This is a genomic window from Mycolicibacterium anyangense, assembly GCF_010731855.1.
In the GTDB taxonomy this organism is placed as follows: domain Bacteria; phylum Actinomycetota; class Actinomycetes; order Mycobacteriales; family Mycobacteriaceae; genus Mycobacterium; species Mycobacterium anyangense.
On record NZ_AP022620.1, the window covers coordinates 2808293 to 2830718 of the forward strand.

The following is a 22426-nucleotide window of genomic DNA, read 5'->3' on the forward strand; positions in this document are numbered from 1 at the left end:
GCGGCAATCTTCGGCAGTACCCTTTGTGGATTGGAGTGTGCGCACATTGCAGCGGTCATGACTCTGCATACTCTAGGTCTGAACGGGGAAGAGGCGATGATTCGCGTCGCATACAGGGCGAGCGATCGTGACTGCCGCGCCTGGGAAACGGCGCATTAGTGGTCAGGCAGGACCTGGCAGGGTTGACGCCCTCTGACGGTTACACCGCATCGCCGCCGGCCGCGATCGATGACCAGGACACAGCGTTGATCGAAGAGCTGATCGCGGACGGCAAGCTCACGAACCGAGAACTCGCCCGTCGAACCGGCATCAGCGAGTCTGCTGTCAGCATCCGCCTGCACAAGCTCATCGACTCTGGAGTGTTGGCCTTCTCCGCGATCATCGATTGGGAACTGGCCGGTTTCGAGTGGTTGGTGATCTGCCGCATCAAGACCCGAATCCGCACCCCGCGAGAGGTGGCCGACGACATCAGCAGCTTCCCGCAGTGCGAAGCAGTGTCAGTTGTGCTGGGTTCATTCGAAGTTCTCGGGTATTTCCTGGTCGCTGATCGCGCGGAGCTGCGAGACCTGACCGAACGGGTCGCCGCGGTCGACGGTTTGGCTGATCTCGACGTCGACGTGGCCACCGACACTGCCGTGCCCACTCACGGCCGGCAACTATTTTTCGGCCACAGCACCTCTCCGATCCGCATGCCTGCTCCACGGATTGGGCTCGACGACCTTGACTTCGCGATCGTGCAAGCGTTGGCCGATGACGGACGCCAGTCCTCCCGCATGATGGCCCGCCGATTCGGAGTGTCCGAAGGAACCGTTCGAGCGCGTGTCACCAGACTTACCCAATCCGGGCTCATCCGCGTCTTGGCCCTGGTCGAGCCCGTCGCGCTGGGGCGGATCCGAGTAATTGCGACAGTGTCGATTCGGGTCGATCGGCACTGCCTGTACGCGACCTTCAAGGAGCTCGCCCAGTCGCCCAGTGTGGCCTTTGCCGCCACCTGCCTGGGCAGCTGGGATCTCAACGTTGCGGTGACCGCAAGAACCGCCCGGGAGTTAATGTCCATCGTCAGTGCCATCCAGTCCATGGATGGAGTTCTGGCGACCGACACCTCGTTGATTGTCGAGGTGGTCCGAATCAGCTCGTCGATGAGAAGACTCGACTCCCCGCAGTGACGTCGATGCGCCCCGGCGAGTTCTGGCTCTACCTCAGGTAGATCGACTTCAGCTGGTAGTACGCGGCCAGTCCCTCGGGTCCCAACTCACGTCCCAGACCGCTCGCCTTGGCGCCACCGAACGGCGAGCCGAGGTCCAGTTCGTAGAAGTTCACCCCGATGCTTCCCGTCTCGACGCGACGGGCGACATCCAGACCCTTGTCCAGGTCCGTAGTCCAGATGCTGCCCCCGAGACCGTAATCGGAGTCGTTAGCGATGCTCACCGCCTCGTCGACGTCACCGTAAGGGATGACGCTCAGCACGGGCCCGAAAATCTCCTCGCGCGCGATTACACTGCTGTTGTCAACGTCTCCGAAGACAGTTGGCTGCACAAACCAGCCCGCCTCTAGCGCGGGGCGGCCACCACCGGCGACCAGGGTAGCGCCGCTCGATTTCCCCTGCTCGATGTAGGACTCCACGCGATCACGCTGTCGCTGCGAGACAAGGGGTCCGATAAACGTCGCCGGATCGAGGGGGTCACCCACCGGCAACGCCGACGCCATCGCTGCCACCGCGCCGACGACTTCGTCGTACCTGTTGCGGGGGGCGAGAATTCGGGTGGACAGATGACACGTCTGACCGTTGTTGAGCAACGAGACCGACGCCAGCCCGGTAGCCACGGCCGCCACGTCCGCGTCATCGAGCACAATCGCCGCCGACTTTCCGCCGAGTTCCAGGGTGACCGGACGCAACAGCCGACCGCACGCCTCACCGATCGCACGACCTGCAGCTGTCGATCCAGTGAACGCCACCTTGTCCACATCGGGATGGGAGACCAGATACGCGCCGACATCGGCGCCACCGGTAACCACATTGAGCACACCGGACGGCAAGCCGGCCCGCTCGGCAGCCGCGGCCAGCTCCAGCGCATCGAGTGTCGTCTCCGGCGACGGCTTCAAAACAACGGTGCAGCCGGCCGCGAGAGCTGGTGCGAGCTTGAACATCGTCAAGGCCTGCGGGTAGTTCCACGGCACGATGGCAGCCACCACACCCACCGGCTCGCGCCGCACCACTGTCGTGCCCCCGCCGCCGAGCCGGGGCCGCCGCTCCTCTACCGGCATCTCGCTTGCCAGGGCTGCGTAATACCGCAGGATACCCACGGGAGCGCTGCCCTCGGCTGGCCCCGCAATCATGATCGGCATGCCATTTTGGATCGACGTCAGGGCGGCACGTTCGGCCGAGTTGGCTTCCAGTTCATCGGCCAATCGCATCAGCACCTTTGCCCGGTCTTCGGCACCGAGGCCGCTCCACTGGGACGCAGTCAGCGCCCGCCGTGCCGCAGCGACAGCCTTGTCCACGTCGGCTGATGTCGAGCGCGGCACCACCCCGATCTGCCGCTCGCTTGCCGGTGAGATCACCGGGATCGGTTCTTGCCCTTGGGGTTCAACCCACTGGCCGTCAACGTAGATGGTGGTGTATTCGTACTGCATGGTGTGCTCCTTTCAAGACGCACGCTGCCAGGAATTCAGGGAACCAGGACCGCTTTCACTACCTCACCGCGAAGGCTCGCGCTCTCGGCCTCGTTGATCTGGTCGAGTCGGTAGCGTGTGACAAGTCGATCGAAGGGGAAGCAACCCTGCTGCCACAGTTCGATGAGGTGAGGAATCACGACCTCGGGTACCGCATCGCCCACCAAGATCCCCTTGACGGTGCGGCCGAATGCCAGGTCGGTGGGTTCCAGCATCAGCGGGCCCTGCTGGGCGCCGACCAAGCCGCACGTGCCGGTGCGTTTCAACGACCGGATGGCGACCTGAACCACCGCGGGAATGCCAGTGGTGTCCAGCGCATAATCAGCGCCCCCACCGGTGGCCTCGGCCAGCTGTTCGGACAAATCGTCCGCGGCGCCGGGTACGACATGTGTTGCACCCAGTTCACGTGCCCACTGCAGGCGCGCCGGGTGTACATCGACGGCGACGATGACCGCGGCCCCCACAACTCGCGCCGCCATTACGGCCGACAGACCTACGCTTCCCGCACCGAAAACGACCACGCTCGAGCCCCGTGTCACGCCGAGCGCTCCAAAGATCGATCCCGCGCCGGTGAGCATTCCGCACCCCAGCGGACCCAACAGTTCCAGGGGAAGACTCGGGTCGACCTTGACGATATTGCGGGCAGCGACAATGGCGTGGCTGGCGAATGACGACTGCCCGAACCACCGTGAGGCAATGGTGTTGCCGTCGATATCAAGCACCGAGTCGGAGTGTCCGATTCCCACACCCGTCAGATTGCGCACCACAAAGCCATCGCAGTACGCCGGGTGGCCCGATGTGCAGGTAGCACACTGTCGGCACGAGTCGAAGGATGCCACCACATGGTCCCCGACGACGACATTGGTGACCGCCTCGCCCACCGCATCGACGACTCCGGAGGCCTCATGGCCAAGCACTATGGGAGACACCGCTGCGAAGCCGGGATGCCTTGGTAGCAGATCGGTATGGCACAAGCCCGTGCCAGAGATCCGCAACCGAACTTCGTCGGGCGCGGGATCGCGCAGCTCGACATCCTCGATGAGAAACGGCCCATCCGCGGACCGCAGCACAGCCGCCTTGATCCACATCGATGCTCCTCCTCAACGTCCGTCGGCGTCCTACTGCGACGCATAGATCTGACTACTTGGCTGCTCGCCGCGCCATCACCGGCCGAGGGGCAACTTCGAAAGATACTCAGTCCCAGCGGTTTCCCAAGCCACCACTCACCTTGATCCGAACCCCGCTAACGTAACTGGCGGCGTCGGAGACCAGAAACCGCACCACGTCGGCAACCTCGTCGGGATGGCAGACGTGGCCGAACGGCGCCCGGGCGTCGAGGCCGGCCGCCTCCTTGACCTTGCCTCTCGTAATCGCCTGCGTGAGACGATCACCCATCTCAGTACTCACCAGTCCCGGCGCGACGATGTTGACGTGGGTGCCATACGGTAGGAGCTCTTTGGACAGCGTCATGGCTAGGGCCTCCAGGGCAGCCTTGGCCATGTTGTAGGGCGAGCCGTTGGCCGCCAACTCATCAGCAGCGATCGATGACACCATGACGATGTCGCCTCGGGGCGAGTCAACCAGATAGGGAATGCACGCCTTGGCGAGGTGGAATCCGCCGTAAGCGTGCACTCCCATCACGCGCTGGACTTCGGCGAAGTCGGTGTCGAGAACGCTGCGGCCGGAACTGGCGATGCCGCCGCTGTGCACCACGACGCTCGGCGGCCCTAGCTTCTCGACGACGTTCTGCACGATTTCATTGCAGGCTGCCTCGTCGTCGACACTTGCCTGCACCGCAACCGCACGGGCGCCGAGCGCCTCGATCTCGGAAACCGTTGCCGCCGCAGCGTCCACGTCTCGACGGAAGTTGACGGCGATATCACAGCCGTCTTTCGCCAAGCCAAGTGCAATGGCCCGACCGATGCCACGGCTGCCACCGCTCACCAGCGCCACCCTACGATCCACTGTCACGAGCCTTGGCTCCACGGAACCCTTCACTCTCCTTGGTCAGCGCAAACCGTCTCGACACGCGGCCCAACCGTGAACCGGCCCGACCCGACAACCGCACCAAGAACAGGCGCTCGCCACCCGGGCCACGCTCCGATTAGAACACATCATGCGGAGCAATATCGATAGCTCAGCACCAAGAGTTTCATATCTATGCTCTCTGAGCTAGTAAATGCGTACCGCAATGATGTTAAATGCTTACCGGCCTCGCGTTCTGCCCGAGCCGGTGCCGCCAGGAGGAGCTCCCGCCGATCCTGAATGTTTCTTTTGACCAGCTCGCGCTGTCGGCGCGGGGCAACGAGAGGGCGGAGACAACCGATGGCAACCGAAGATCTTCCCGTGCTGGTCGACAGGGTCGACGGCGGGGTGGCGGTATGCACGCTGAACCGCCCCTCCACGCTCAATGCCATGTCGGCCCGCCTGGTTGAGCACCTTCACGAGACGCTCGATGAGCTCGGGCGCGATCGCAGCTGCCGAGCAGTCGTCCTCACCGGAGCCGGTCGCGGCTTCTGCTCGGGTCATGATCTCGGCGAACTCCGAGACGGAGCCTCCGGTGGACGCCGACTGTCCAACCCGGTCGCGGTTGGCATGGAGCACCAACAGGAGTTCGCTCGACTGGTGACCGCTATGCGCGCGCTTCCGCAACCAATCATCGCGGCGGTCAACGGCGTTGCCGTGGGCGGCGGTTTGGCTCTGGCGCTCGGTGCAGACACCAGGTTGGCTTCCACATCGGCGAAATTCGGGGCGGCATTCGTCCGGGTCGGACTCTCCGGCTGTGACATGGGTGTCAGTTACCTGCTTCCGCGCATTGTCGGCGCGACTGCGGCATTCGAAATGATGTTGTCCGGCCGAATGGTCAGCGCCGAGGAGGCTGCCGACCGCGGTCTGGTGTTGCGCGTGGTATCCGATGGGGAGGTCGTTGACGCCGCCGTCAAGGTGGCTCGCAGCTTCGCCGCCAACAGCCCGTTCGGCGTTCGCATGACCAAGGAGGTCATGTGGTCGAACTTGGAAGCACCGAGCCTCGCGAACGCAATCGCGCTCGAGGATCGTACGCAATCTTTGTGTTTCGGCACCCGCGAGCAGCGGGAGGCCGTCGCGGCCGTCATCGAACGTCGGCCCGCGGTATTCGATACAACAAGCAGTGGGAAAGTGTCATGAAGGTAGATGGAGGAATCGCGGCGGACCCGGTAAAAGCGGCTCAGACGGCGCGCAACGCCGAGACCGCCGGGTACGCCGGTGCCTGGGCGGCCGAGACGAGCCACGATCCGTTCCTCGCAGTGCAGGCGGCGGCGCATGAGACGACACATCTGGAGATCGGCACATCGATCGCCGTCGCGTTCGCACGAACGCCGATGACATTGGCCGTCACCGCCAATGACCTTCAGCGGCTCTCACAAGGCCGCTTCATCCTCGGCCTCGGCAGTCAGATCAAGCCCCATATCGAGAACCGATTCTCGATGCCGTGGTCTCATCCGGCAGCGCGGATGCGTGAATACATCATGGCGATGCGCGAAATCTGGAGCTGCTGGCATGAGGACACCAAGCTCGACTTCCGCGGAGAGTTCTACACCCACACGCTGATGACCCCCTTCTTCAATCCCGGGAAGAGCGAGTTCGGCACTCCAAAAGTCTTCCTCGCAGGCGTCGGCATCAAGATGACCGAGGTTGCCGGCGAGGTCTGTGACGGATTCATCGCGCACGCATTCAGCACTCCGGAGTACTTCCGGCAGGTGACGCTACCGGCGTTGGAGCGCGGCCAAGCGCAGGGCGGCCGCGGCCGTACCGAGGTGGCATGGCCGGTCTTCACCGTGACCGGAACTGATGAGGGCGAGATGGCCAACGCGGTCACCAAGACCAAAAAGCAGCTGGCGTTCTACGCCTCGACCCCCGCCTACCGCCCAGTCCTGGAGCTACACGGTTGGGGCGACCTGCAGGGCGAGCTGCACGTCCTGTCCAAGCAAGGACGGTGGGATGAGATGGGCTCGGCGATCCCGGATGAGGTACTCGATGCCTTCGCGGTGGTCGGGACTCCCGAGCATGTTGCGGCCGAGATGTACCGGCGTTACCAGGGTCTCGCTGACCGCGTGACATTCTACACACCGTACCGAGTCAAGCCCGGCCTGCTTGACGGGATCAGTCACGCCATTCACGCGCAGAGCGCCGCCGACAGACGTGATCACGCCAACCGCAGCACATCGTGATCGTCGATGGCAGTGAGGATTCGCCGCAGCATCTCGGCCGACGTCTCCGTAGGCTGCATGGCCGGCAGGAACTTCGGCGGGTACAGGGTAGTCGTCCACATCGCCAGGGCACCAGGTAGTTGCAAGCGGTACAGCGCCCGAGCGCGATCGCGCGATACTACCTGGCCACCTTCCTCACCCAGACGATCGAGGTAGGAATCAATGAGTGAATCCTCCCAATCACGACGTTGGTCGACGGTCAGCGCCGAAGCGAGGGTGTAGGCAAGGTCGCGGGACCAGTGCCCAGTCGAGATGCACTGCCAGTCGCAGAGTCCCATTCGGCCCTCGCCGGTGATGTACCAATTGCCCAGGTGAGGGTCACCGTGAATGAGGGTGTGTGGCAGCCGACGATGAGCATCGACCGACGCCTCGAAGCTGTGCCACAGCCGCTTACCGAGACCGACCAGTCGGGGTGGAGTGATTCCCTGCTCGTCTGCACGCTGTTGACCACGCAGGTGATAGCGGCGGATCATCGAGATCCCTCCGGTCGCATGCCACCATTGCGGATAGGTGCGCAACCACTGCGGCCGCCGCCAGTCGAGGAAGCCGGTCCTGGCAGCCTGGGCATGAAGCAGGGCAAGTTGCTCGACCAATTGGTTGGCTTGCTCTCTGGTGAGCGCGGTAGTCGGCGTCCAGAAGGTCGCCGCACGAGTAGCGCTGAGATCTTCCAAGAGGTGGATGGCCCGGTAGGCCAGCGGCTGGACGGCACTGTAGTACCCGTGGGGTGCTTCGATCCGCAGCAGCGGCCGCACCCTGTTGTAGAAACCAGCCTCGGCAGGGGCGCATCCCGTCAGCCCGTTGCCGATCCGCGTCGCCAACGACGGTGTGGACTTGACGAACAATGTCGCAGGAAGGGATGGTGCGTCGCCGGATGATACGTAGCGCAACCGGATGCGCGCCCGAACCGACGTTCCTGACGAATGCGGTTCTACGGTAAGCGATTCGACGCGTGCTCCGCCCAATTTCGGCCGAAGCACACGAGTCACCCATGCCGGCGTTACGAGTTCGACCCGGCCGGGAACAACGGCGTTCACAGGCAGCGAGCGTGACCACAACCTGTCGAGCGCCCAATAGCCCACAAGGGGGACCAGAGCGGCGCTGGCACGCAAGGCGTCAGCAGGTGACGGCGGAGCGCCGATCGAGGGGGCCGTTACGTCAGCCCCCTCATGGAGGGCATCGCGAACGTCACTCATGAATGCAAAACGTAACACATCCGTTCGACTGAATACAGCTTGCGTTCTGGTTCGCGAAAACCACTATGCGGTTGTTGGTGACGCGGACCATCAACCCCATGGCGTGCCCGCGGCGCGCATGGTGTTCATCGCGCGAGCCGTCCCCATTTCAGCGCGAAGAAGACGCGAATATCGACATAAGTCGGGCTCAGGATTGCTGTTTTGCGTGATACAGGGTGCTGATAGCATCGCATATTGCCTATCACGCCTCGGGGCCTTGCCCGGCCCCGGCAGCAGCCAGTCCGCCGTACATTCTCGGATGGAACCCCACCTAGGAGAACCACGTGTTGATGCACTTCGCCGACATCTGGGAGTCAATCGCAGCAGCCGTACCGGAGTCCCCCGCCGTCATCCAGGGCAGCAGGGTCCTGACGTGGCGTGAATACGAACAGCGCGCTGCCAGGTTCGCCGGCCTGCTCTCAGCCCATGGGATCGGACTCAATTCCAAAGTTGGCTTGCTGCTGCACAACTGCCCGGAGTACCTCGAAGCACAGTTCGGAGCCTTCAAGACACGGGCGGTGCCCATCAATGTGAACTACCGATACCAGGCCGACGAGTTGGCACAGTTACTCGACAATGCCGACGCAGAGGCACTGGTGTATCACTCCAGTCTCGCCGCCAGGGTGAAGCCGGCGCTTGATCGCCTACCCAAGCTTCGCCTACTGGTCGAAGTAGAGGCAAACGCAACCGGCGCGGGCAACGGGCACACATCATTACCGGGCGCGCTGGACTATGAGTCGGCGTTGAGCAACGCCACCGCTCAGCCCATCATCGAGCGTTCCGAAGACGACCTCTACATGCTCTATACAGGTGGGACCACTGGCCTGCCGAAGGGAGTGATGTACGACATCGGCGACATGGCACGCTCGTTCCTGCGAGGTGGAACAGGCACTTATCACCACGAGCCGGTCACAGATCCGAGTCAGGCAGCACTATGCGCGTTGACGATTCACGGTGAGCAACGGCCTACCAGGACGTTCGCCTGTCCACCACTAATGCACGGTGCCGGGATGTGGATGGGTGCGATTACGCCACATCTATTCGGAGCCACGGTAGTACTGAACGATTCGCATGGCTTCGACGGCGAGAGCTTCATCCAGGTAGTCGAGGATCACCAGGTCGCTATCGCGGTGATCGTGGGCGACGCTTTCGGCCGCCCTATCGTCGATGCCCTCGACCGACACGCCGAGCGAGCCGATCAACCCGACCTGAGTAGCCTGTCGATGATCTTGTCCAGCGGCGCGATGCTCTCCGATGACGTAAAAGACCGACTGTTGCACCACCTACCCGAGGTCGCGGTGGCCGACGTGCTGGGTTCGACGGAGGGGTCAATGGGTGGTGCTGTCTTACGGAAAGGGCAGAGCAGTGCCTCGGCGCGCTTTCGCCTCAGACGCGGTGTGCGCGTGCTGCGGGACGACGGCAGCGAGATACCACCGGGGTCGAACGAGATTGGTACGGTGGCAATTGCGTCGACGATGGTTCCTCGCGGTTATTACAAGGACCCTGAGCGCAGCGCCCGCACCTTCCCCGTAATCGACGGGGTGCGGCATTCCGTCCCCGGCGATATGGCCACCGTCGAGGCTGATGGCTCGATTCACCTCATTGGTCGAGGCAACAACTGCATCAACACTGGCGGTGAGAAGGTCTATCCCGAAGAAGTCGAGCAAGCAATCAAAGCACATCCCGGTGTCGCCGACAGTCTGGTCTTCGGCGTCGCCGACGAACGTTTCGGTCAACGCGTCGTCGCCGTGGTGGAGCTCACCGAGCACGCGAGCCAGACGACGGACGACGCTATTGTGGCCGTTGTCCGCGAGCGGCTTTCCGGCTATAAGGTGCCCCGCCAAATCTGCCGGGTGCCGCACGTCCCGCGCACCCCATCGGGTAAGGCTGATTACAACGCCGCACGCCAATTATTCGCGACGGCTGTCGAGTCCAGATGAGCATGTTCAGGTGACATCGTGATCCCAGGAGGAGAACTTATGCCACGTGCTCTGAGCAAGCCAGACGGTGAGGCACGGTCGGTGATCGATCTCTTCCGACTCGACGGCAGGGTCGCCGTGGTCACCGGCGCTAGTTCCGGGTTGGGTGCCGGCTTCGCTCGTACGCTCGCGGAGTCCGGGGCCAATGTGGTTCTCGCCGCGCGACGCGTGGAAGAACTCACCCGAACCGCCGGTGCCGTCCGCCAACATGGACGACGGGCCCTGGTGGTCAGCATGGACGTCTGCGACCCGGCGTCGTGCGAAGCGGCCGCAGCTCAAGCTGTCTCGGAGTTCGGCCGGTTGGATATCTTGATCAACAATGCCGGCATCAGCGCTGTCGCGCCGGCTTTGCAACAGAGCGTCTCCGAGTTCCGCCGCGTCATAGACGTAAATCTCGTCGGGGCGTATCAGATGGCGTGCGCGTGCGCTCAGGTCATGGAGCCCGGGGCCAGCATCGTGAACGTCGCGAGCGTGATGGGCTTGTCCAGGTCGCTACTGCCGCAGGCGGCCTACTCGGCGAGCAAGGCGGGGCTGATCGGGCTGACTCGGGATCTCGCGAATCAATGGACGGGTCGACGGGGCATCCGAGTCAATGCCCTCGCGCCAGGATTCATCGAGACCGAAATGACCGCCGAACTTACTCCGGAGTGGCGCGACAGACTCGTCGGCGCCTGTCCCATACCGCGATTCGCCGAACAGCGCGAGATCGACGCCGCGATGCTGTTCCTGGCCAGCCCCGCTTCCAGCTACATCACCGCAACTACCCTGGTCGTCGACGGCGGCATGACCGGCCACTGAAAACGCTGTCGGCCTCGCTCGCGCCCGGGGAAAGCGTTGGGCCAGAGAACAACTACCCCGACACGAGCTCGAACACCGGCACAACCTCACCCGGCTGCTCCGACGAGCCGGTCGAGTCGAAGCGAACCTGGACCTTCGCACCGACTACGCACTGCTCTACATCACCATATAGCCGAACGAACAGCCAGGGCCCCTCCGACAGTTCGACGACTGCGCTGACATACGGAACGGCACCGGCCAACAGCGGATGCGGCGCCTGGTGAACCACTGACCAGCTCACCAATGTCCCGGCCCCGGAGGCAATCACCGGTTGCAACGTCACGTCGGGATCACCCGGATCCAACGATGCTTGCGGAGGCCAGATCACTCCCGACCGGTCGGCCTTCAGCTGCAACTCTCCGCGACTCGCTGCATCGTAGAAAGCGGCCGACGAATCGTCGCGCTGCACAGTTGGATAGCTGTTCATGCGGCACTCCGTTCATGCGGGCTCAGCACCAACGTCGAATGATGTTCCAGGATGCCGCCGTTGCCACTGACGATGAGCACGTCGTTGCGCGGTGCCTGTCGATCGCCACCGGCCCCACGAGCCTGGATGATCGCCTCGGACAGTGGAGTGAAACCCCACATGTAATAAGAGGACAACTGACCCCCACCCGTGTTGCAGGCCAACTCCCCGCCCGGAGCCAACCGCCCGTCCGACACGAACTCGCCACCCTCGCCCTTCGCACAGAATCCGTAATCTTCGAGCGTGACGAGGACCGTAAAGGTGTAGCAGTCGTACAGCTCCGCGACGTCGATGTCGCTGACGCTGATCCCGGCCATACGCATCGCCTGTGGCCCCGAACGGGCAGCGGGTGTGACGAGGCCCCACTCGGAACCGGCATGCATTCGCCGTGGCCCGTGCGCCTGCCCATAGCCCCAGACGTGGACCGGTGGCTGGGCCAGCGCAACGGCGCGTTCCGCCGAGGTGACGACGACCGCGACTGCTCCGTTGCTGACCAGGCAGCAGTCGAGCAGGTGCAGCGGATCGGCGATCCATCGTGACTCTTGGTGGTCGGCAACGGTGATGGGATTGCGCAGTTGGGCCAGTGGGTTGCGGGCCGCCCAGGACCGTTGCGCCACCGCGATTTCCGCCAGTTGCGTAGAGCTGGTACCGAATCGTTCCATGTGCCGCCTCGCACACAGGGCATAGAGGATGTTTGGGTTGACCGCACCGGAGACCAGCGACCACCCGGTGAATCCCGATGCCGGGGTTCCCTTCTGCCGCTTGTTCGCCGCTCCCACCCATGATGCCCCCGCAGATACCTTGGGTTTGAGCGGGGTGTCCGCGAACACGCAGACCACCGTGGAAGCGGCGCCCTCGGCGATAGCCCTAGCGGCCTGCGCCACCATCACACCCGCGCTGGCACCGAAGGCCTTGATTTCGTTCAGAACGGCCAACTCGTGCAGGCCCAAGACGGCCGACAATCCGATCCCGAGGTCATTGGTGACCCCCGGCGACACCAACAGGCCGTCGACGTCGGATAGCTGCAACCCTGCGTCCGCCACCGCATGCAGCACTGCCTCCGCGGCGAGCCGTGTCGAGGACCGCCCGTACACCTTGCCCATCTCAGTCATACCGAGCCCGACGATTGTCGCGTCCCGCGCACTGACTCCCACGTCTAGATTCCCTTCCGGGGCATTGGCCTATGGCTACGCAGTTCATCTTCAATGTCCCAATCAGAGCATAATATGCGTTGCCCAAGCGATCGAAGCTCGCCTGCAGTAGGTCCGGACACAGGTTTCGGAGTCCCGTCGCGGCCGACGTATAGCATCGTCACCATGACGCGCTATGCGGCTTTCCTGCGCGGTGTCAACGTCAGCGGAACGACGATGAAGATGTCTGATGTGGCAGCCGCTTTCACCAACGCCGGGTTCACCGGAGTCCGCACGATCTTGGCCTCCGGCAACGTCGTGCTCGAGTCACCATCATCCGCGCCGAAGGTCCGCACCACTGCCGAGACCGCCCTGCGGGAACGCTTCGGCTACGACGCCTGGGTTCTGGTCTACGAGCTGGACACCGTGCGAAAGATCGCACAGGACTACCCCTTCGATCGCGAGGTACAGGGTCAGCACTCCTACGTCACGTTCGTCAGCGATCCCGGGATTCTCGACGAACTCGCCGCGCTGGCCGCCGACGCCGGGGCCGACGAGAGGATCGCCCGTGGCGACGGCGTCGTGTATTGGCAGGTGCCCAAGGCCGCGACACTGGACTCCACCATCGGCAAGACGATGGGCAAGAAGCGCTACAAGTCCTCGACCACCACCCGCAACCTGCGCACCCTGACCAAAGTCCTGCGCTGAGTCCCGCGGGTACTGTTTTTGGTGATGAACCAGCCCGTCACCCTCACCGGAGTCTCCGAAACCGCACTGCTGACCCTCAACGGCCGCGCCTATCAGGCCGGCCTGCCCGGGGCGATCCTGCATGACCCGATGGCCATCGAACTGCGCGACGCCATTGCGTTCGACTACGACAAGTTCGGCCGCAAGGGCCAGGAGATGGCGCTGCGTTCGCTGGCCGTCGACGCCTGCACCACCGGATACCTGCGCAGCCATCCCAGGGCGACGGTGGTCGCGCTGGCCGAGGGCTTCCAAACCAGCTTCTGGCGGCTGTCCGAGGCGATCAGCGACCCGCAGTTCAGCTGGGTATCCGTGGACTTCGCGCCGGTGATCGAACTGCGCGAACGCCTGCTGCCGACCGACCCGCGCATCACGAACCTGGCGCAGTCCGCACTCGACTACAGCTGGATGGACCGGGTGGACAGCAGCAACGGCGTGTTCATCACCGCCGAGGGCCTGTTGATGTACCTGCAGCCGCACCAGGCGATGGACCTGATTGCCCAGTGCGCCAAGCGTTTTCCCGACGGCCAGATGTTCTTCGACCTGCCGCCGGTGCTGGTCAAGAAGCTGGCCCCCAAGGGCATGCGGTCATCCAAGCACTACCGGGTACCGCCGATGCCATTCAGCCTGTCGGTGGATCAGCTGGCCGCTCTGGTCAACACCATGCCCGGCGTGACGGCCGTGCACGACATCCCGATGCCCAGGGGCCGCGGCTTCTTCTTCGAGAAGGTGTTCCCGGCGATCTGGGCGTTCCGCCCGGCCAGGAACCTGCGCGGCGCCTACACCCTGCTGGAGTTCGGCTGAGCCCTCACTCGAACGCGGCGTCGAGGTAGCGCAGCGCCTCGGCCTTCCCCAGGCCCAGCGCCCGCGCGGTCTCGGCATAGGCGTTCGCCGCCGCGGCCATGGCCGCGTCGGCTGGATCGGCCCGGGCCACGAACGTCCCGAACCGGCCCCTGGTTTCGACGATTCCCGCCGTCTCCAGCTCGCGGTAGGCGCGGGCGACGGTGTTGACGGCCAGGTCCAGCTGGCCGGCCAGTTCGCGCACCGTGGGCAGCCGGGTGCCCGGCGGCAACCGACCGGCCCGAACGCCCTCGATGATCTGGGTTCTCAGCTGATCGAACAGTGCTGTGGGCGCGTGGACGTCCAGGCGCACCCAATCCCCCAACTCCGACACGTGCTGATTATCGCCGAGACCGGCTATTTTGGTGGATGTGCGAATTGCGGTGCTCAGCGGGGCGGGAATCTCCGCCGAAAGCGGTGTACCGACCTTCCGGGACGACGAGACCGGTTTGTGGGCCAAGTACGACCCGTACGAACTCTCCAGCACGCAAGGCTGGCAAAGCCATCCCGAACGGGTGTGGGCCTGGTATCTGTGGCGCCATCACCTGGTCGCCACCGTGGAACCCAACAACGGGCACCGGGCGGTGGCCGCCTGGCAGGACTACGCCGACGTCACGGTGATCACCCAGAACGTCGATGATCTGCACGAGCGGGCGGGCAGCAAGCCGGTACATCATCTGCACGGCAGCTTGTCCGAATTTTGGTGCGACACTTGCGGTTCGCGCTATCACGGCCCGTTGCCCGACATGCCGGAACCGGAGCTGGAGAAGATGCCGCCGACCTGTGAGTGCGGCGGGCTGATCAGGCCGGGCATCGTCTGGTTCGGCGAGCAGTTGCCCGACGAGCCGTGGCAGGCGGCGGTCGACGCCGTCGCCACCGCCGACATCCTGGTGGTGGTCGGCACGTCCGGCATCGTCTACCCGGCGGCGGGCCTGCCCGAGGTGGCGCTGGCGCAGGGAGCCGTGGTGATCGAGGTCAATCCGGAGGCCACCCCGCTGTCGGACAGTGCCACGCTGACGATCCGGGAGTCGGCCAGCACCGCGCTGCCCACCCTGCTGCAGAAGCTGCCCGAGTTACTGGGCAGCTAGCGCCCGGCCCAGTGCCACCTCCTGCACCGGCAGCGGTACCCAGGCTGGGAATGTCGCCTCGTGCCGGGCGGTTTGGATGGCGAAGCCCGCCGAGGTGATCGCCCGCTCCGTCTCGCGGTGAGTGTGGCAGTTGCCGGCCATCCGCGGCCAGATCGTCGCGTCCGCCAGCCGCTGCAATCCGCCACGCCAACCCGGCTGGGCGACGTGCTCGAAGTAGCGCAACTCTCCGCCCGGCTTGAGCGTCGATTTCACTTGGCGCAGAACAGCTTCCGGATTCTCCACCGAACACAGCACCAGCGAACACACCACCGCGTCGAACGGTTCGGCGGCGGGCATGGTCTCGACCGTGGTTTCGATCACGGTGATCGGAACCCGCGCCGCCGCTGCGGCCGCCCTGGCCTGAGGCGCCAGCCGGGTCTCGGGCTCCAGTGCGACGACCTCGGTGACGGTATCGGGGTAGAACTCGAAATTGGTGCCGGTGCCGGCACCGATCTCCAAGACCCGGCCATGCAGGCCGGCCAGATTCTGCTGACGCATCGTCTTCATCGCACCCGACTCGTGGGTCGACATCAGCGTCCAGAAACGCGCGAAGAAAGGGTGGTCGAAGGTTTGTGACGTCGGTGATGTCATTGTCGAAGGTCCTCCCGCCGGTGTCCCTCCCACGCTAGCCGCCGCCCGGCGCACCCACCGTGGCGGGCACCGGCTCCGGTGGCGCTTCGCTGAAGCCGACGCGCTGATGCAACCGGACCAGGGGTTTGGGAGCCCACCAGTTCCAGCGCCCCATGACGTGCATGAACGCCGGCAGCAGCGCCATTCGCACCAGGGTGGCGTCGACCAGGACAGCCAGCGTCAGCCCCACCCCGAACACCCGCATGAACGACACCTGTGCGGCGATCAGTGCGGCGAACGCGATCGCCATGATCAGGGCAGCGGCCGTCACCACTCGGCCGGTGCGGGCCAGCCCGAGCGCCACGCTCTCGTCGTTGTCCTCGCGGGTCTTCTGGGAGGAAAGCCAGTACTCTCGGATCCTGGCCACCAGGAATACCTCGTAGTCCATCGAGATACCGAAGGCGATACAGAACAACAGCACCGGCATGTTGGCTTCCATGGTGCCGGTCGGGGTGGTGCCGAAGGCACCGAGATGGCCCTCCTGGAAGATCCACACCAGCGCCCCGAATGCGGCAGACAGCGATAAAACGTTGAGCGCCAAGGCTTTCAGCGGCAGCACCACGCTACCGGTCAGCATGAACAGCAGTGCGAAGGTGATCACCGCGATCAGCCCCAGCACCATCGGCATCCGCGACACGATGGCGTTGACGTTGTCCCGGTTGACCTGGGCACCGCCGGTGATCCATACGTCGTGTCCGGCCGGCTGGGGCACCGCGTGCAACCGGTCCAGCTGAATCTTGGACGCATCCGAGAACAGCGGGGTGGTGCTGCGCACCGTCAGATATGCACTGCCCGCAGAGGTGCCTGACGGCGCGGAGGCCGGACCGACCTTCTTGCCGTTGACGAACGTCGCCGTCGGTGCCGACACCAGCGCCACGTCCGGCACCCGCGACAGGTCGGCTGCGTAGCGCTCCATCTCCTGTGGCGCGATGCCGTCGGCGTCCGGGATCACCATCGACACCGCGGTGGAGAAGTCGCTGGCGAAGTCGTTGCGCAACTGATCGCCGACCTGATGGGTGGATGCCGTCTTGGGCAACACCCGATCGTCGGGGTTGCCGAACTGGATGTGCAGGAACGGCACGCCGAGCAGTACCAGCAGCGCGACGATCGCGGTGCCGATCGGGATGGCTCGTCGCATCACGAATTTGGTTGAGCGATACCAGAATTGGCTTTCCAGTGGCTTGGCGACGGGCTCGGGCCGGTGGAACATCCGGCGCACCATCCGGCGGATGTCCAGAGCGTCCAGCCGATCACCGAGCAGGACGATCGCCGCGGGGGTGACGATCACCGCGGCGCCCGCCGCGAACGCCACGGTGGCCACCCCGGCGTAGGCGAAGGACTTCAGGAAGTACATCGGGAACAGCACCAGCACCGACATCGACAGCCCGACGGTGGTGGCCGAGAACAGTACGGTGCGCCCCGCGGTCGCCATGGTGCGCAACAGCGCACTGTCCCGGTCGGCGCCGCCGGCGATCTCATCGCGGAAGCGGCTCAGGATCAGCAGGGTGTAGTCGATGGCCAACGCCAGGCCCAGCGCGGTGGCCAGGTTCAGCCCGAAGATCGACACGTCGGTGACGTAGGTGATCAGCCGCAGCACCGTCATCGCGCCGAAGATCGCCATCAGCCCGACGGCGATCGGCAGCGCGGCGGCCACCAGCCCGCCGAACACCCAGATCAGCACCAGAAAGCTCAACGGAACCGCAATCGACTCCATCATCAGCAGATCCCGTTCGGTCTGCTTGGTGATCTGGGAGTAGATCATCGCGGTGCCGCCGGCCCGTACCGTGACGCCGTCCCTGCCCTCGCCGATCTGTTTGACCAGTGTGGTCGCGTATTTCTGGGCGTTGTTCTCCCCGCCGTCCAGCACGGCAACCACCAGGCCGGTCTTGCCGTCGCGGCTGATCAGTTCGCCGGCGGCCGCTGGCGGGGAGGTCCAGGCCGAGCTGACCCGCAGCACGTACGGCGAGGCCTTGAGCTGGTCGACGATGCCGGTGGCCACCGCCCGGGCCGCGGGGCCGGCGGCGCCGTCGGGGGACGTGACGGTCAGCAACAACTGCTGGTCGCTCTGGCCGAACTTCTCGCCCAGCAGCTGCGCTGCCCGGCTGGACTCGGAGGTGGGGTCTCCGAAGCCACCGGCGGACAGGCTCGTAGCCACCGGAATGCCGAAGATCGCGGTGGCGGCCATGATGATGGCCGCCACCGCGATGATCCGCCGGGGTGCGCGTAGAGCCAGGTGCGCCAGTGTGTGCAGCACAGTCTCATCTTTGTCGCTGTTCACCAGCTCAAACGTCAGTATTCGATGACGCAACCGTGACTTATGACAGGAGCCGACCTGACTCCGGAGTAAGAATTGCCACCATTTTCCGAAACGTGACTCAAAGAATCCTTAATGGTGACCAATACGATCAGGCTCATGTGGATCGACGACACCAGTGCCGATGTCATCAAGGTCGACTTTGACGCGCTCTATCACGGCGACGTCCTCGTGGAGGGCGACACCTCAGAGCAGTTCGAGGACCGGCCTCCGTTGGCAACCGCCAGCTGACCTGAACGCCGAAAGGCGCCTCCACCGCTCGTGAGCGGCGAGGCGCCAATCGGAGTTCTCAACCGTTCCGCGCACCTGGCGCGGTGTGCCCGCCTGACGTTCAGGCGGGCACTTTTGCGTCGTGGCCCGAGGAGATCATGCCGGTCAACCGGCCGGTGACGATGTCCTCGGCTTCCGAGACGATCCGGCTGACCAGGTCACCGACCGTCGGGATGTCGTGGATCAGACCCATCACGGTGCCCACGGTCCAGATGCCGGCATCGAGATCGCCGTCGTCGAAGACCCGCCGCCCGCGCACGCCGGCGACCAGGTCCCGGACGTCCTCGAACTGTCCGCCGTCCTTAAGGATCTGCACGACCTCCCGCGACACGACGTTGCTGGCCACCCGGGCGGTGTTGTGCAGGCTGCGGAAGATCAACTCGGTGCCGCGCTCGTCGCCGGCCACGATCGCCTCCTTGACGTTCTGGTGGATGCAGGACTCCACCGTGCACATGAACCGGGTGCCCATGTTCACTCCGTCGGCTCCGAGAGCCAACGCCGCCACCAGTCCGCGGGCGTCACCGAAACCGCCGGAGGCGATCATCGGGATCTCGATCTGTTTGGCCGCCGCCGGGATCAGCACCAGACCGGGGACGTCGTCCTCACCGGGGTGCCCGGCGCACTCGAAGCCGTCGATGCTGATGCCGTCGACGCCGAGGCTCTGCGCCTTGACCGCATGCCGCACCGAGGTGCACTTGTGCAGCACCTTGATGCCGTTGTCGTGGAACATCGGCAGGTGCGGCGCCGGGTTGGAGCCGGCCGTCTCAACGATCTTGACGCCTTCGTCGACGATCACCTGACGGTACTCGTCATACGGCGGCGGGTTGATCGACGGCAGGATCGTGAGGTTCACCCCGAACGGCTTGTCGGTGAGCTCGCGGGTCTTCTGGATCTCCTTGGCGAGGTCCGCCGGCGTGGGCTGGGTCAGCGCGGTGATGAACCCCAACGCACCCGCATTGGCGACGGCTGCCACCAACTCGGCCCGACCAACCCACTGCATACCACCCTGGGCGATCGGATGCTCGACGCCGAATACCTCGGTGAACTTCGTCTTGAGCGCCATGGCCGGCTCTACCGCGGAGCCATACGGATGGCACCGTCGAGGCGGATGACCTCGCCGTTGAGCATCGGGTTCTCCACGATGTGCACGGCCAGGGCGCCGTACTCGTCGGGGTCGCCCAGCCGCGCGGGGTGCGGCACCTGCTTGCCCAGGGAGTCCTGCGCCTCCTGCGGCAGCGAGCCCAGCAGCGGGGTCTTGAACAGGCCTGGGGCAATGGTGACGACGCGGATCAGGTCGCGCGAGAGGTCACGGGCGATCGGCAGGGTCATGCCGACGACGCCACCCTTGGAGGCCGAGTAGGCGGCCTGGCCGATCTGGCCGTCGAACGCGGCGACCGAGGCGGTGTTGACGATGACGCCACGTTCCTCGCCGACCGGCTCGGTCTTGGCGATCCGCTCCGCGGCCAGCCGCAGCACATTGAAGGTGCCGATCAGGTTGACCTCGACGACCTTACGGAAGCCGTCCAGCGGGAACGGCCCGTCCTTGCCGAGGGTCTTGATGGCGTTTCCGATGCCGGCGCAGTTGACGTTGATGCGCAGCGGGCCCATCGACTCTGCGACGTCGAGCGCCGCGGTGACGGCGGCCTCGTCGGTGACGTTGGCCGCGACGAACTTGGCGCGGTCACCGAGACCGGCCACCACCTCTTCACCCTTGAGGTCGATGACGACCACCGATGCGCCGGCGTCGAGCAGCCGCTTGGTGGTGGCCAGACCGAGCCCGGAGGCACCCCCGGTCACGACGGCTACCGAGTCCTTGATCAGCACAGATGTGTTCCTTTCAGTTTCCGACCTACTGGTTGGTTGGGGACTATACCCAATCGCGGAGAACGGCCTCGGTGTCGGCGCCGGGGACGCCGGGCGCGCGCGGGGTGTCCGGTGACGTCCGCGAGAAACGGGGCGCCGGCGCCGGGAACAGGGAGCCGTTCTCGCTGTAGAACGTGTCGCGTTCGGTGTTGTGCGCCTCGGTCTCGACCTCGCCGAACGACAGCACGGGCGTGACGCAGGCGTCGCTGCCGGCGAAGACGGTTGCCCAGTGGTCACGATCGTGTTCGGCGAACGTCGCGGTGAGGATCGCACGCAACTCGGGCCAGCGAGCCACATCGTTCTGGCCGGGCAGGTCTGCCGAGTCGAGCCCAAGCTTTTCGATGAGCTCGGCGTAGAACTGCGGCTCGATCGAACCGACCGCCACATGGCGACCGTCGGCGCACTCGTAGGTGTCGTAGTACGGGGCGCCGGTATCAAGCATGTTGGTACCGCGCTCGTCGCTCCACATACCCATGTGCCGGAACGCCCACATCATGGTGGCCAGCACGGACGATCCGTCGACCATCGCGGCATCGACCACCTGGCCCTTGCCGGAGCGCTCCCGCTCCCACAATGCGGCGAGAATTCCGACCAGCAGGAACATCGAACCGCCGCCGAAGTCACCGGCGAGATTCAGCGGCGGAACGGGGCGCTCGCCCGCCCGGCCGATGGCATGCAGCACGCCGTTGAGAGAGATGTAGTTGATGTCATGGCCAGCCTGTTGGCTGCGCGGACCGGTCTGGCCCCACCCGGTCATGCGGGCATAGATCAAGCGCTCGTTGACCTTGGCGCAGTCTTCGGGCCCGAGACCCAACCGCTCAGTGACACCGGGCCGGTAGCCCTCGATGAGTACGTCGGCCTTCGAGATCAGGCGCAGGACGAGTTCGCGATCCTCGTCACTCTTCAGGTTGGCGGCCACCGACCGGCGATTGCGCAACAGGAAGTCGTTACTGGCAGGGGCTTGGATGCCCGGCACCGTGCCCGGCCGCTCGACGCGAACGACGTCGGCGCCCAGATCCCCGAGGATCATCGCGGCATGCGGGCCCGGGCCAATACCGGCCAACTCGACGACTCGCAAACCCTGCAGTGGTCCCGCCATGGCCCTACCTTCCAGTTGGTTGACGCGGATAGCGTATTCATATAACCAGTCCGCCCTGACTGGCCTGTCCCCACCCAGCGAAAGTTGCCGAATGACCGCTCCCGCCTACCCCGACATCCCAGAAGTCACCGTCTCGCTGGAGGGCACGGTGTTGTCAGTGACGATGAAACGCCCGGACAGCCTGAACTCGCTGAATCCGCAGATGCTCAACGCGCTGGCCGCGACCATGGAGATCGCCGCCGGTGATCCGCGGGTTCGCGTCGTGCGTCTCGGCGGGGCTGGTCGCGCATTCAGCTCGGGCGCCGGGATCGGCGCCGAGGGCCAGACAACCCGCGCGGCAGACGCCGCCGGGGAGACCCTGCGCGCCGCCAACCGGGCGGTGCAGGCGATCGTCGCGTTGCCCAAGCCGGTCGTTGCGGTCGTTCAGGGTGCAACCGCGGGCGTCGGGGTCTCGCTGGCCCTGGCCTGCGACATTGTGCTGGCCTCCGAGAAGGCGTTCTTCCTGCTGGCGTTCACCAAGATCGGGTTGATGCCCGACGGCGGCGCCTCGGCGTTGGTGGCAGCTGCGATCGGCCGCATCCGGGCCATGCGGATGGCCCTTCTCGCAGAACGGATTTCGGCCGCCGACGCCTACGAGTTCGGCCTGGTGAGTTCGGTGCACCCGGCCGACGAACTGGACGCTGCTGCGGCAAACGTGATCGACACGCTGGTGACCGGGCCCGCTGTCGCGCTGCGCAAGACCAAGCAAGCGATCAACGAGACAACACTGACCGGGCTCGACGATGCCATCGACCGGGAGACCGAAGGCCAGCTGATCCTGTTGGAATCCGCTGATTTCCGCGAAGGGGCGACGGCGTTCCAGGAACACCGCAAGCCGTCCTACAGCGACGCCTGAACGGCACCCAGTGGGTGCGCTACAAGCTCGCGGGCCGGCCGATGCTCAACCCGCTCGACGAGTTGTTTCGCTGACCCGAA

At 64.9% G+C, this 22426-nt stretch carries 22 protein-coding genes; 10 read left to right on the top strand and 12 right to left on the bottom strand.

Annotated elements, in window-relative coordinates:
• The first annotated feature begins 182 nt into the window (after window positions 1-182).
• Window positions 183-1166: an Lrp/AsnC family transcriptional regulator gene (locus tag G6N35_RS13025; protein ID WP_163804623.1), complete on the top strand. Its 984-nt coding sequence runs from the start codon at window positions 183-185 to the stop codon at window positions 1164-1166.
• 28 nt (window positions 1167-1194) lie between these two features.
• On the opposite strand, the gene G6N35_RS13030 is transcribed toward G6N35_RS13025, so the two are convergent.
• The 3 genes from G6N35_RS13030 to G6N35_RS13040 all read right to left on the bottom strand — a co-directional run bounded on the left by G6N35_RS13030 (window position 1195) and on the right by G6N35_RS13040 (window position 4617).
• A complete protein-coding gene (locus G6N35_RS13030; protein WP_163804624.1) occupies window positions 1195-2634 on the bottom strand; it encodes an aldehyde dehydrogenase in 1440 nt (479 codons plus the stop codon).
• Window positions 2635-2669: 35 nt separating this feature from the next.
• Window positions 2670-3761 (bottom strand): NAD(P)-dependent alcohol dehydrogenase, encoded by a 1092-nt coding sequence (locus tag G6N35_RS13035; RefSeq protein ID WP_163804625.1) that lies wholly within the window; start codon window positions 3759-3761, stop codon window positions 2670-2672.
• Between the two features lie 106 nt (window positions 3762-3867).
• Window positions 3868-4617: an SDR family NAD(P)-dependent oxidoreductase gene (locus G6N35_RS13040; protein ID WP_246224298.1), complete on the bottom strand. Its 750-nt coding sequence runs from the start codon at window positions 4615-4617 to the stop codon at window positions 3868-3870.
• Between the two features lie 321 nt (window positions 4618-4938).
• Between G6N35_RS13040 and G6N35_RS13045 the strand changes: the two genes are divergently transcribed.
• Window positions 4939-5838, top strand: coding sequence for an enoyl-CoA hydratase/isomerase family protein (locus tag G6N35_RS13045; RefSeq protein ID WP_246224299.1), 900 nt, complete (start codon window positions 4939-4941; stop codon window positions 5836-5838).
• Window positions 5835-6881 (top strand): TIGR03617 family F420-dependent LLM class oxidoreductase, encoded by a 1047-nt coding sequence (locus G6N35_RS13050; RefSeq protein ID WP_163804627.1) that lies wholly within the window; start codon window positions 5835-5837, stop codon window positions 6879-6881. Before G6N35_RS13045 ends, G6N35_RS13050 begins: the two co-directional genes overlap by 4 nt.
• Here G6N35_RS13050 and G6N35_RS13055 read toward each other — a convergent pair.
• Window positions 6857-8113, bottom strand: coding sequence for an aminoglycoside phosphotransferase family protein (locus G6N35_RS13055; RefSeq protein ID WP_246224300.1), 1257 nt, complete (start codon window positions 8111-8113; stop codon window positions 6857-6859). The two genes, G6N35_RS13050 and G6N35_RS13055, sit on opposite strands and share 25 nt — an antisense overlap.
• A 329-nt stretch (window positions 8114-8442) precedes the next feature.
• Here G6N35_RS13055 and G6N35_RS13060 point away from each other — a divergent pair, with 329 nt between their 5' ends.
• Both G6N35_RS13060 and G6N35_RS13065 read left to right on the top strand, forming a co-directional pair.
• Window positions 8443-10092, top strand: a complete 1650-nt coding sequence (locus G6N35_RS13060) for an AMP-binding protein (RefSeq protein WP_246224590.1) — start codon at window positions 8443-8445, stop codon at window positions 10090-10092.
• Window positions 10093-10131: 39 nt separating this feature from the next.
• Window positions 10132-10929: an SDR family NAD(P)-dependent oxidoreductase gene (locus G6N35_RS13065; RefSeq protein WP_163804630.1), complete on the top strand. Its 798-nt coding sequence runs from the start codon at window positions 10132-10134 to the stop codon at window positions 10927-10929.
• A 52-nt stretch (window positions 10930-10981) separates the two neighbouring features.
• On the opposite strand, the gene G6N35_RS13070 is transcribed toward G6N35_RS13065, so the two are convergent.
• Window positions 10982-11395 carry a Zn-ribbon domain-containing OB-fold protein gene (locus G6N35_RS13070; RefSeq protein WP_163804631.1) on the bottom strand — a complete coding sequence of 138 codons (414 nt, stop codon included), beginning with the start codon at window positions 11393-11395 and terminating at the stop codon, window positions 10982-10984.
• Complete coding sequence (locus G6N35_RS13075) at window positions 11392-12588, bottom strand: thiolase family protein (RefSeq protein ID WP_281357003.1); 1197 nt, start codon at window positions 12586-12588, stop codon at window positions 11392-11394. Before G6N35_RS13075 ends, G6N35_RS13070 begins: the two co-directional genes overlap by 4 nt.
• Before the next feature lie 162 nt (window positions 12589-12750).
• Between G6N35_RS13075 and G6N35_RS13080 the strand changes: the two genes are divergently transcribed.
• Window positions 12751-13272 carry a DUF1697 domain-containing protein gene (locus G6N35_RS13080; protein WP_163804632.1) on the top strand — a complete coding sequence of 174 codons (522 nt, stop codon included), beginning with the start codon at window positions 12751-12753 and terminating at the stop codon, window positions 13270-13272.
• Between the two features lie 24 nt (window positions 13273-13296).
• A complete protein-coding gene (locus G6N35_RS13085) occupies window positions 13297-14112 on the top strand; it encodes a class I SAM-dependent methyltransferase (RefSeq protein WP_163804633.1) in 816 nt (271 codons plus the stop codon).
• Between the two features lie 4 nt (window positions 14113-14116).
• Here G6N35_RS13085 and G6N35_RS13090 read toward each other — a convergent pair whose 3' ends face one another.
• Window positions 14117-14482 carry an Rv1152 family transcriptional regulator gene (locus G6N35_RS13090; protein WP_163804634.1) on the bottom strand — a complete coding sequence of 122 codons (366 nt, stop codon included), beginning with the start codon at window positions 14480-14482 and terminating at the stop codon, window positions 14117-14119.
• Window positions 14483-14519: 37 nt separating this feature from the next.
• On the opposite strand from G6N35_RS13090, the gene G6N35_RS13095 reads away from it, so the two are divergent.
• Entirely contained in the window at window positions 14520-15236 is a 717-nt protein-coding gene (locus G6N35_RS13095; RefSeq protein WP_163804635.1) for an NAD-dependent deacylase, read from the top strand.
• On the opposite strand, the gene G6N35_RS13100 is transcribed toward G6N35_RS13095, so the two are convergent.
• Both G6N35_RS13100 and G6N35_RS13105 read right to left on the bottom strand, forming a co-directional pair.
• Entirely contained in the window at window positions 15222-15866 is a 645-nt protein-coding gene (locus G6N35_RS13100; protein ID WP_163804636.1) for a class I SAM-dependent methyltransferase, read from the bottom strand. The two genes, G6N35_RS13095 and G6N35_RS13100, sit on opposite strands and share 15 nt — an antisense overlap.
• A 34-nt stretch (window positions 15867-15900) precedes the next feature.
• Window positions 15901-18159, bottom strand: coding sequence for an MMPL family transporter (locus G6N35_RS13105; RefSeq protein ID WP_163804637.1), 2259 nt, complete (start codon window positions 18157-18159; stop codon window positions 15901-15903).
• Window positions 18160-18318: 159 nt separating this feature from the next.
• Here G6N35_RS13105 and G6N35_RS27610 point away from each other — a divergent pair, with 159 nt between their 5' ends.
• Window positions 18319-18450: a hypothetical protein gene (locus tag G6N35_RS27610; protein ID WP_156432744.1), complete on the top strand. Its 132-nt coding sequence runs from the start codon at window positions 18319-18321 to the stop codon at window positions 18448-18450.
• 100 nt (window positions 18451-18550) lie between these two features.
• Here G6N35_RS27610 and G6N35_RS13110 read toward each other — a convergent pair whose 3' ends face one another.
• From G6N35_RS13110 to G6N35_RS13120, 3 genes are read right to left on the bottom strand one after another with little or no spacing between them, the layout of a single operon-like run.
• Window positions 18551-19552, bottom strand: a complete 1002-nt coding sequence (locus G6N35_RS13110) for an NAD(P)H-dependent flavin oxidoreductase (protein WP_163804638.1) — start codon at window positions 19550-19552, stop codon at window positions 18551-18553.
• 8 nt (window positions 19553-19560) lie between these two features.
• On the bottom strand, window positions 19561-20313 hold the full coding sequence (locus G6N35_RS13115) for a 3-hydroxyacyl-CoA dehydrogenase (RefSeq protein ID WP_163804639.1): 753 nt from the start codon (window positions 20311-20313) through the stop codon (window positions 19561-19563).
• A 43-nt stretch (window positions 20314-20356) separates the two neighbouring features.
• Window positions 20357-21451 carry a CaiB/BaiF CoA transferase family protein gene (locus G6N35_RS13120; protein WP_163804640.1) on the bottom strand — a complete coding sequence of 365 codons (1095 nt, stop codon included), beginning with the start codon at window positions 21449-21451 and terminating at the stop codon, window positions 20357-20359.
• Window positions 21452-21542: 91 nt separating this feature from the next.
• Between G6N35_RS13120 and G6N35_RS13125 the strand changes: the two genes are divergently transcribed.
• Entirely contained in the window at window positions 21543-22346 is an 804-nt protein-coding gene (locus tag G6N35_RS13125) for an enoyl-CoA hydratase (RefSeq protein ID WP_163804641.1), read from the top strand.
• The last annotated feature ends 80 nt before the right edge of the window (window positions 22347-22426 follow it).

What these genes read in the sequence shown, in the direction of transcription:
- G6N35_RS13045 (WP_246224299.1), top strand. Translation starts at nt 4,939, where the DNA reads ATGTTTCTTTTGACCAGCTCGCGCTGTCGGCGCGGGGCAACGAGAGGG.
- G6N35_RS13100 (WP_163804636.1), bottom strand. Translation starts at nt 15,866, where the DNA reads ATGACATCACCGACGTCACAAACCTTCGACCACCCTTTCTTCGCGCGT.
- G6N35_RS13055 (WP_246224300.1), bottom strand. Translation starts at nt 8,113, where the DNA reads ATGAGTGACGTTCGCGATGCCCTCCATGAGGGGGCTGACGTAACGGCC.
- G6N35_RS13030 (WP_163804624.1), bottom strand. Translation starts at nt 2,634, where the DNA reads ATGCAGTACGAATACACCACCATCTACGTTGACGGCCAGTGGGTTGAA.
- G6N35_RS13065 (WP_163804630.1), top strand. Translation starts at nt 10,132, where the DNA reads ATGCCACGTGCTCTGAGCAAGCCAGACGGTGAGGCACGGTCGGTGATC.
- G6N35_RS13085 (WP_163804633.1), top strand. Translation starts at nt 13,297, where the DNA reads ATGAACCAGCCCGTCACCCTCACCGGAGTCTCCGAAACCGCACTGCTG.
- G6N35_RS27610 (WP_156432744.1), top strand. Translation starts at nt 18,319, where the DNA reads ATGTGGATCGACGACACCAGTGCCGATGTCATCAAGGTCGACTTTGAC.
- G6N35_RS13060 (WP_246224590.1), top strand. Translation starts at nt 8,443, where the DNA reads ATGCACTTCGCCGACATCTGGGAGTCAATCGCAGCAGCCGTACCGGAG.
- G6N35_RS13035 (WP_163804625.1), bottom strand. Translation starts at nt 3,761, where the DNA reads ATGTGGATCAAGGCGGCTGTGCTGCGGTCCGCGGATGGGCCGTTTCTC.
- G6N35_RS13050 (WP_163804627.1), top strand. Translation starts at nt 5,835, where the DNA reads ATGAAGGTAGATGGAGGAATCGCGGCGGACCCGGTAAAAGCGGCTCAG.
- G6N35_RS13125 (WP_163804641.1), top strand. Translation starts at nt 21,543, where the DNA reads ATGACCGCTCCCGCCTACCCCGACATCCCAGAAGTCACCGTCTCGCTG.
- G6N35_RS13110 (WP_163804638.1), bottom strand. Translation starts at nt 19,552, where the DNA reads ATGGCGCTCAAGACGAAGTTCACCGAGGTATTCGGCGTCGAGCATCCG.
- G6N35_RS13120 (WP_163804640.1), bottom strand. Translation starts at nt 21,451, where the DNA reads ATGGCGGGACCACTGCAGGGTTTGCGAGTCGTCGAGTTGGCCGGTATT.
- G6N35_RS13070 (WP_163804631.1), bottom strand. Translation starts at nt 11,395, where the DNA reads ATGAACAGCTATCCAACTGTGCAGCGCGACGATTCGTCGGCCGCTTTC.
- G6N35_RS13080 (WP_163804632.1), top strand. Translation starts at nt 12,751, where the DNA reads ATGACGCGCTATGCGGCTTTCCTGCGCGGTGTCAACGTCAGCGGAACG.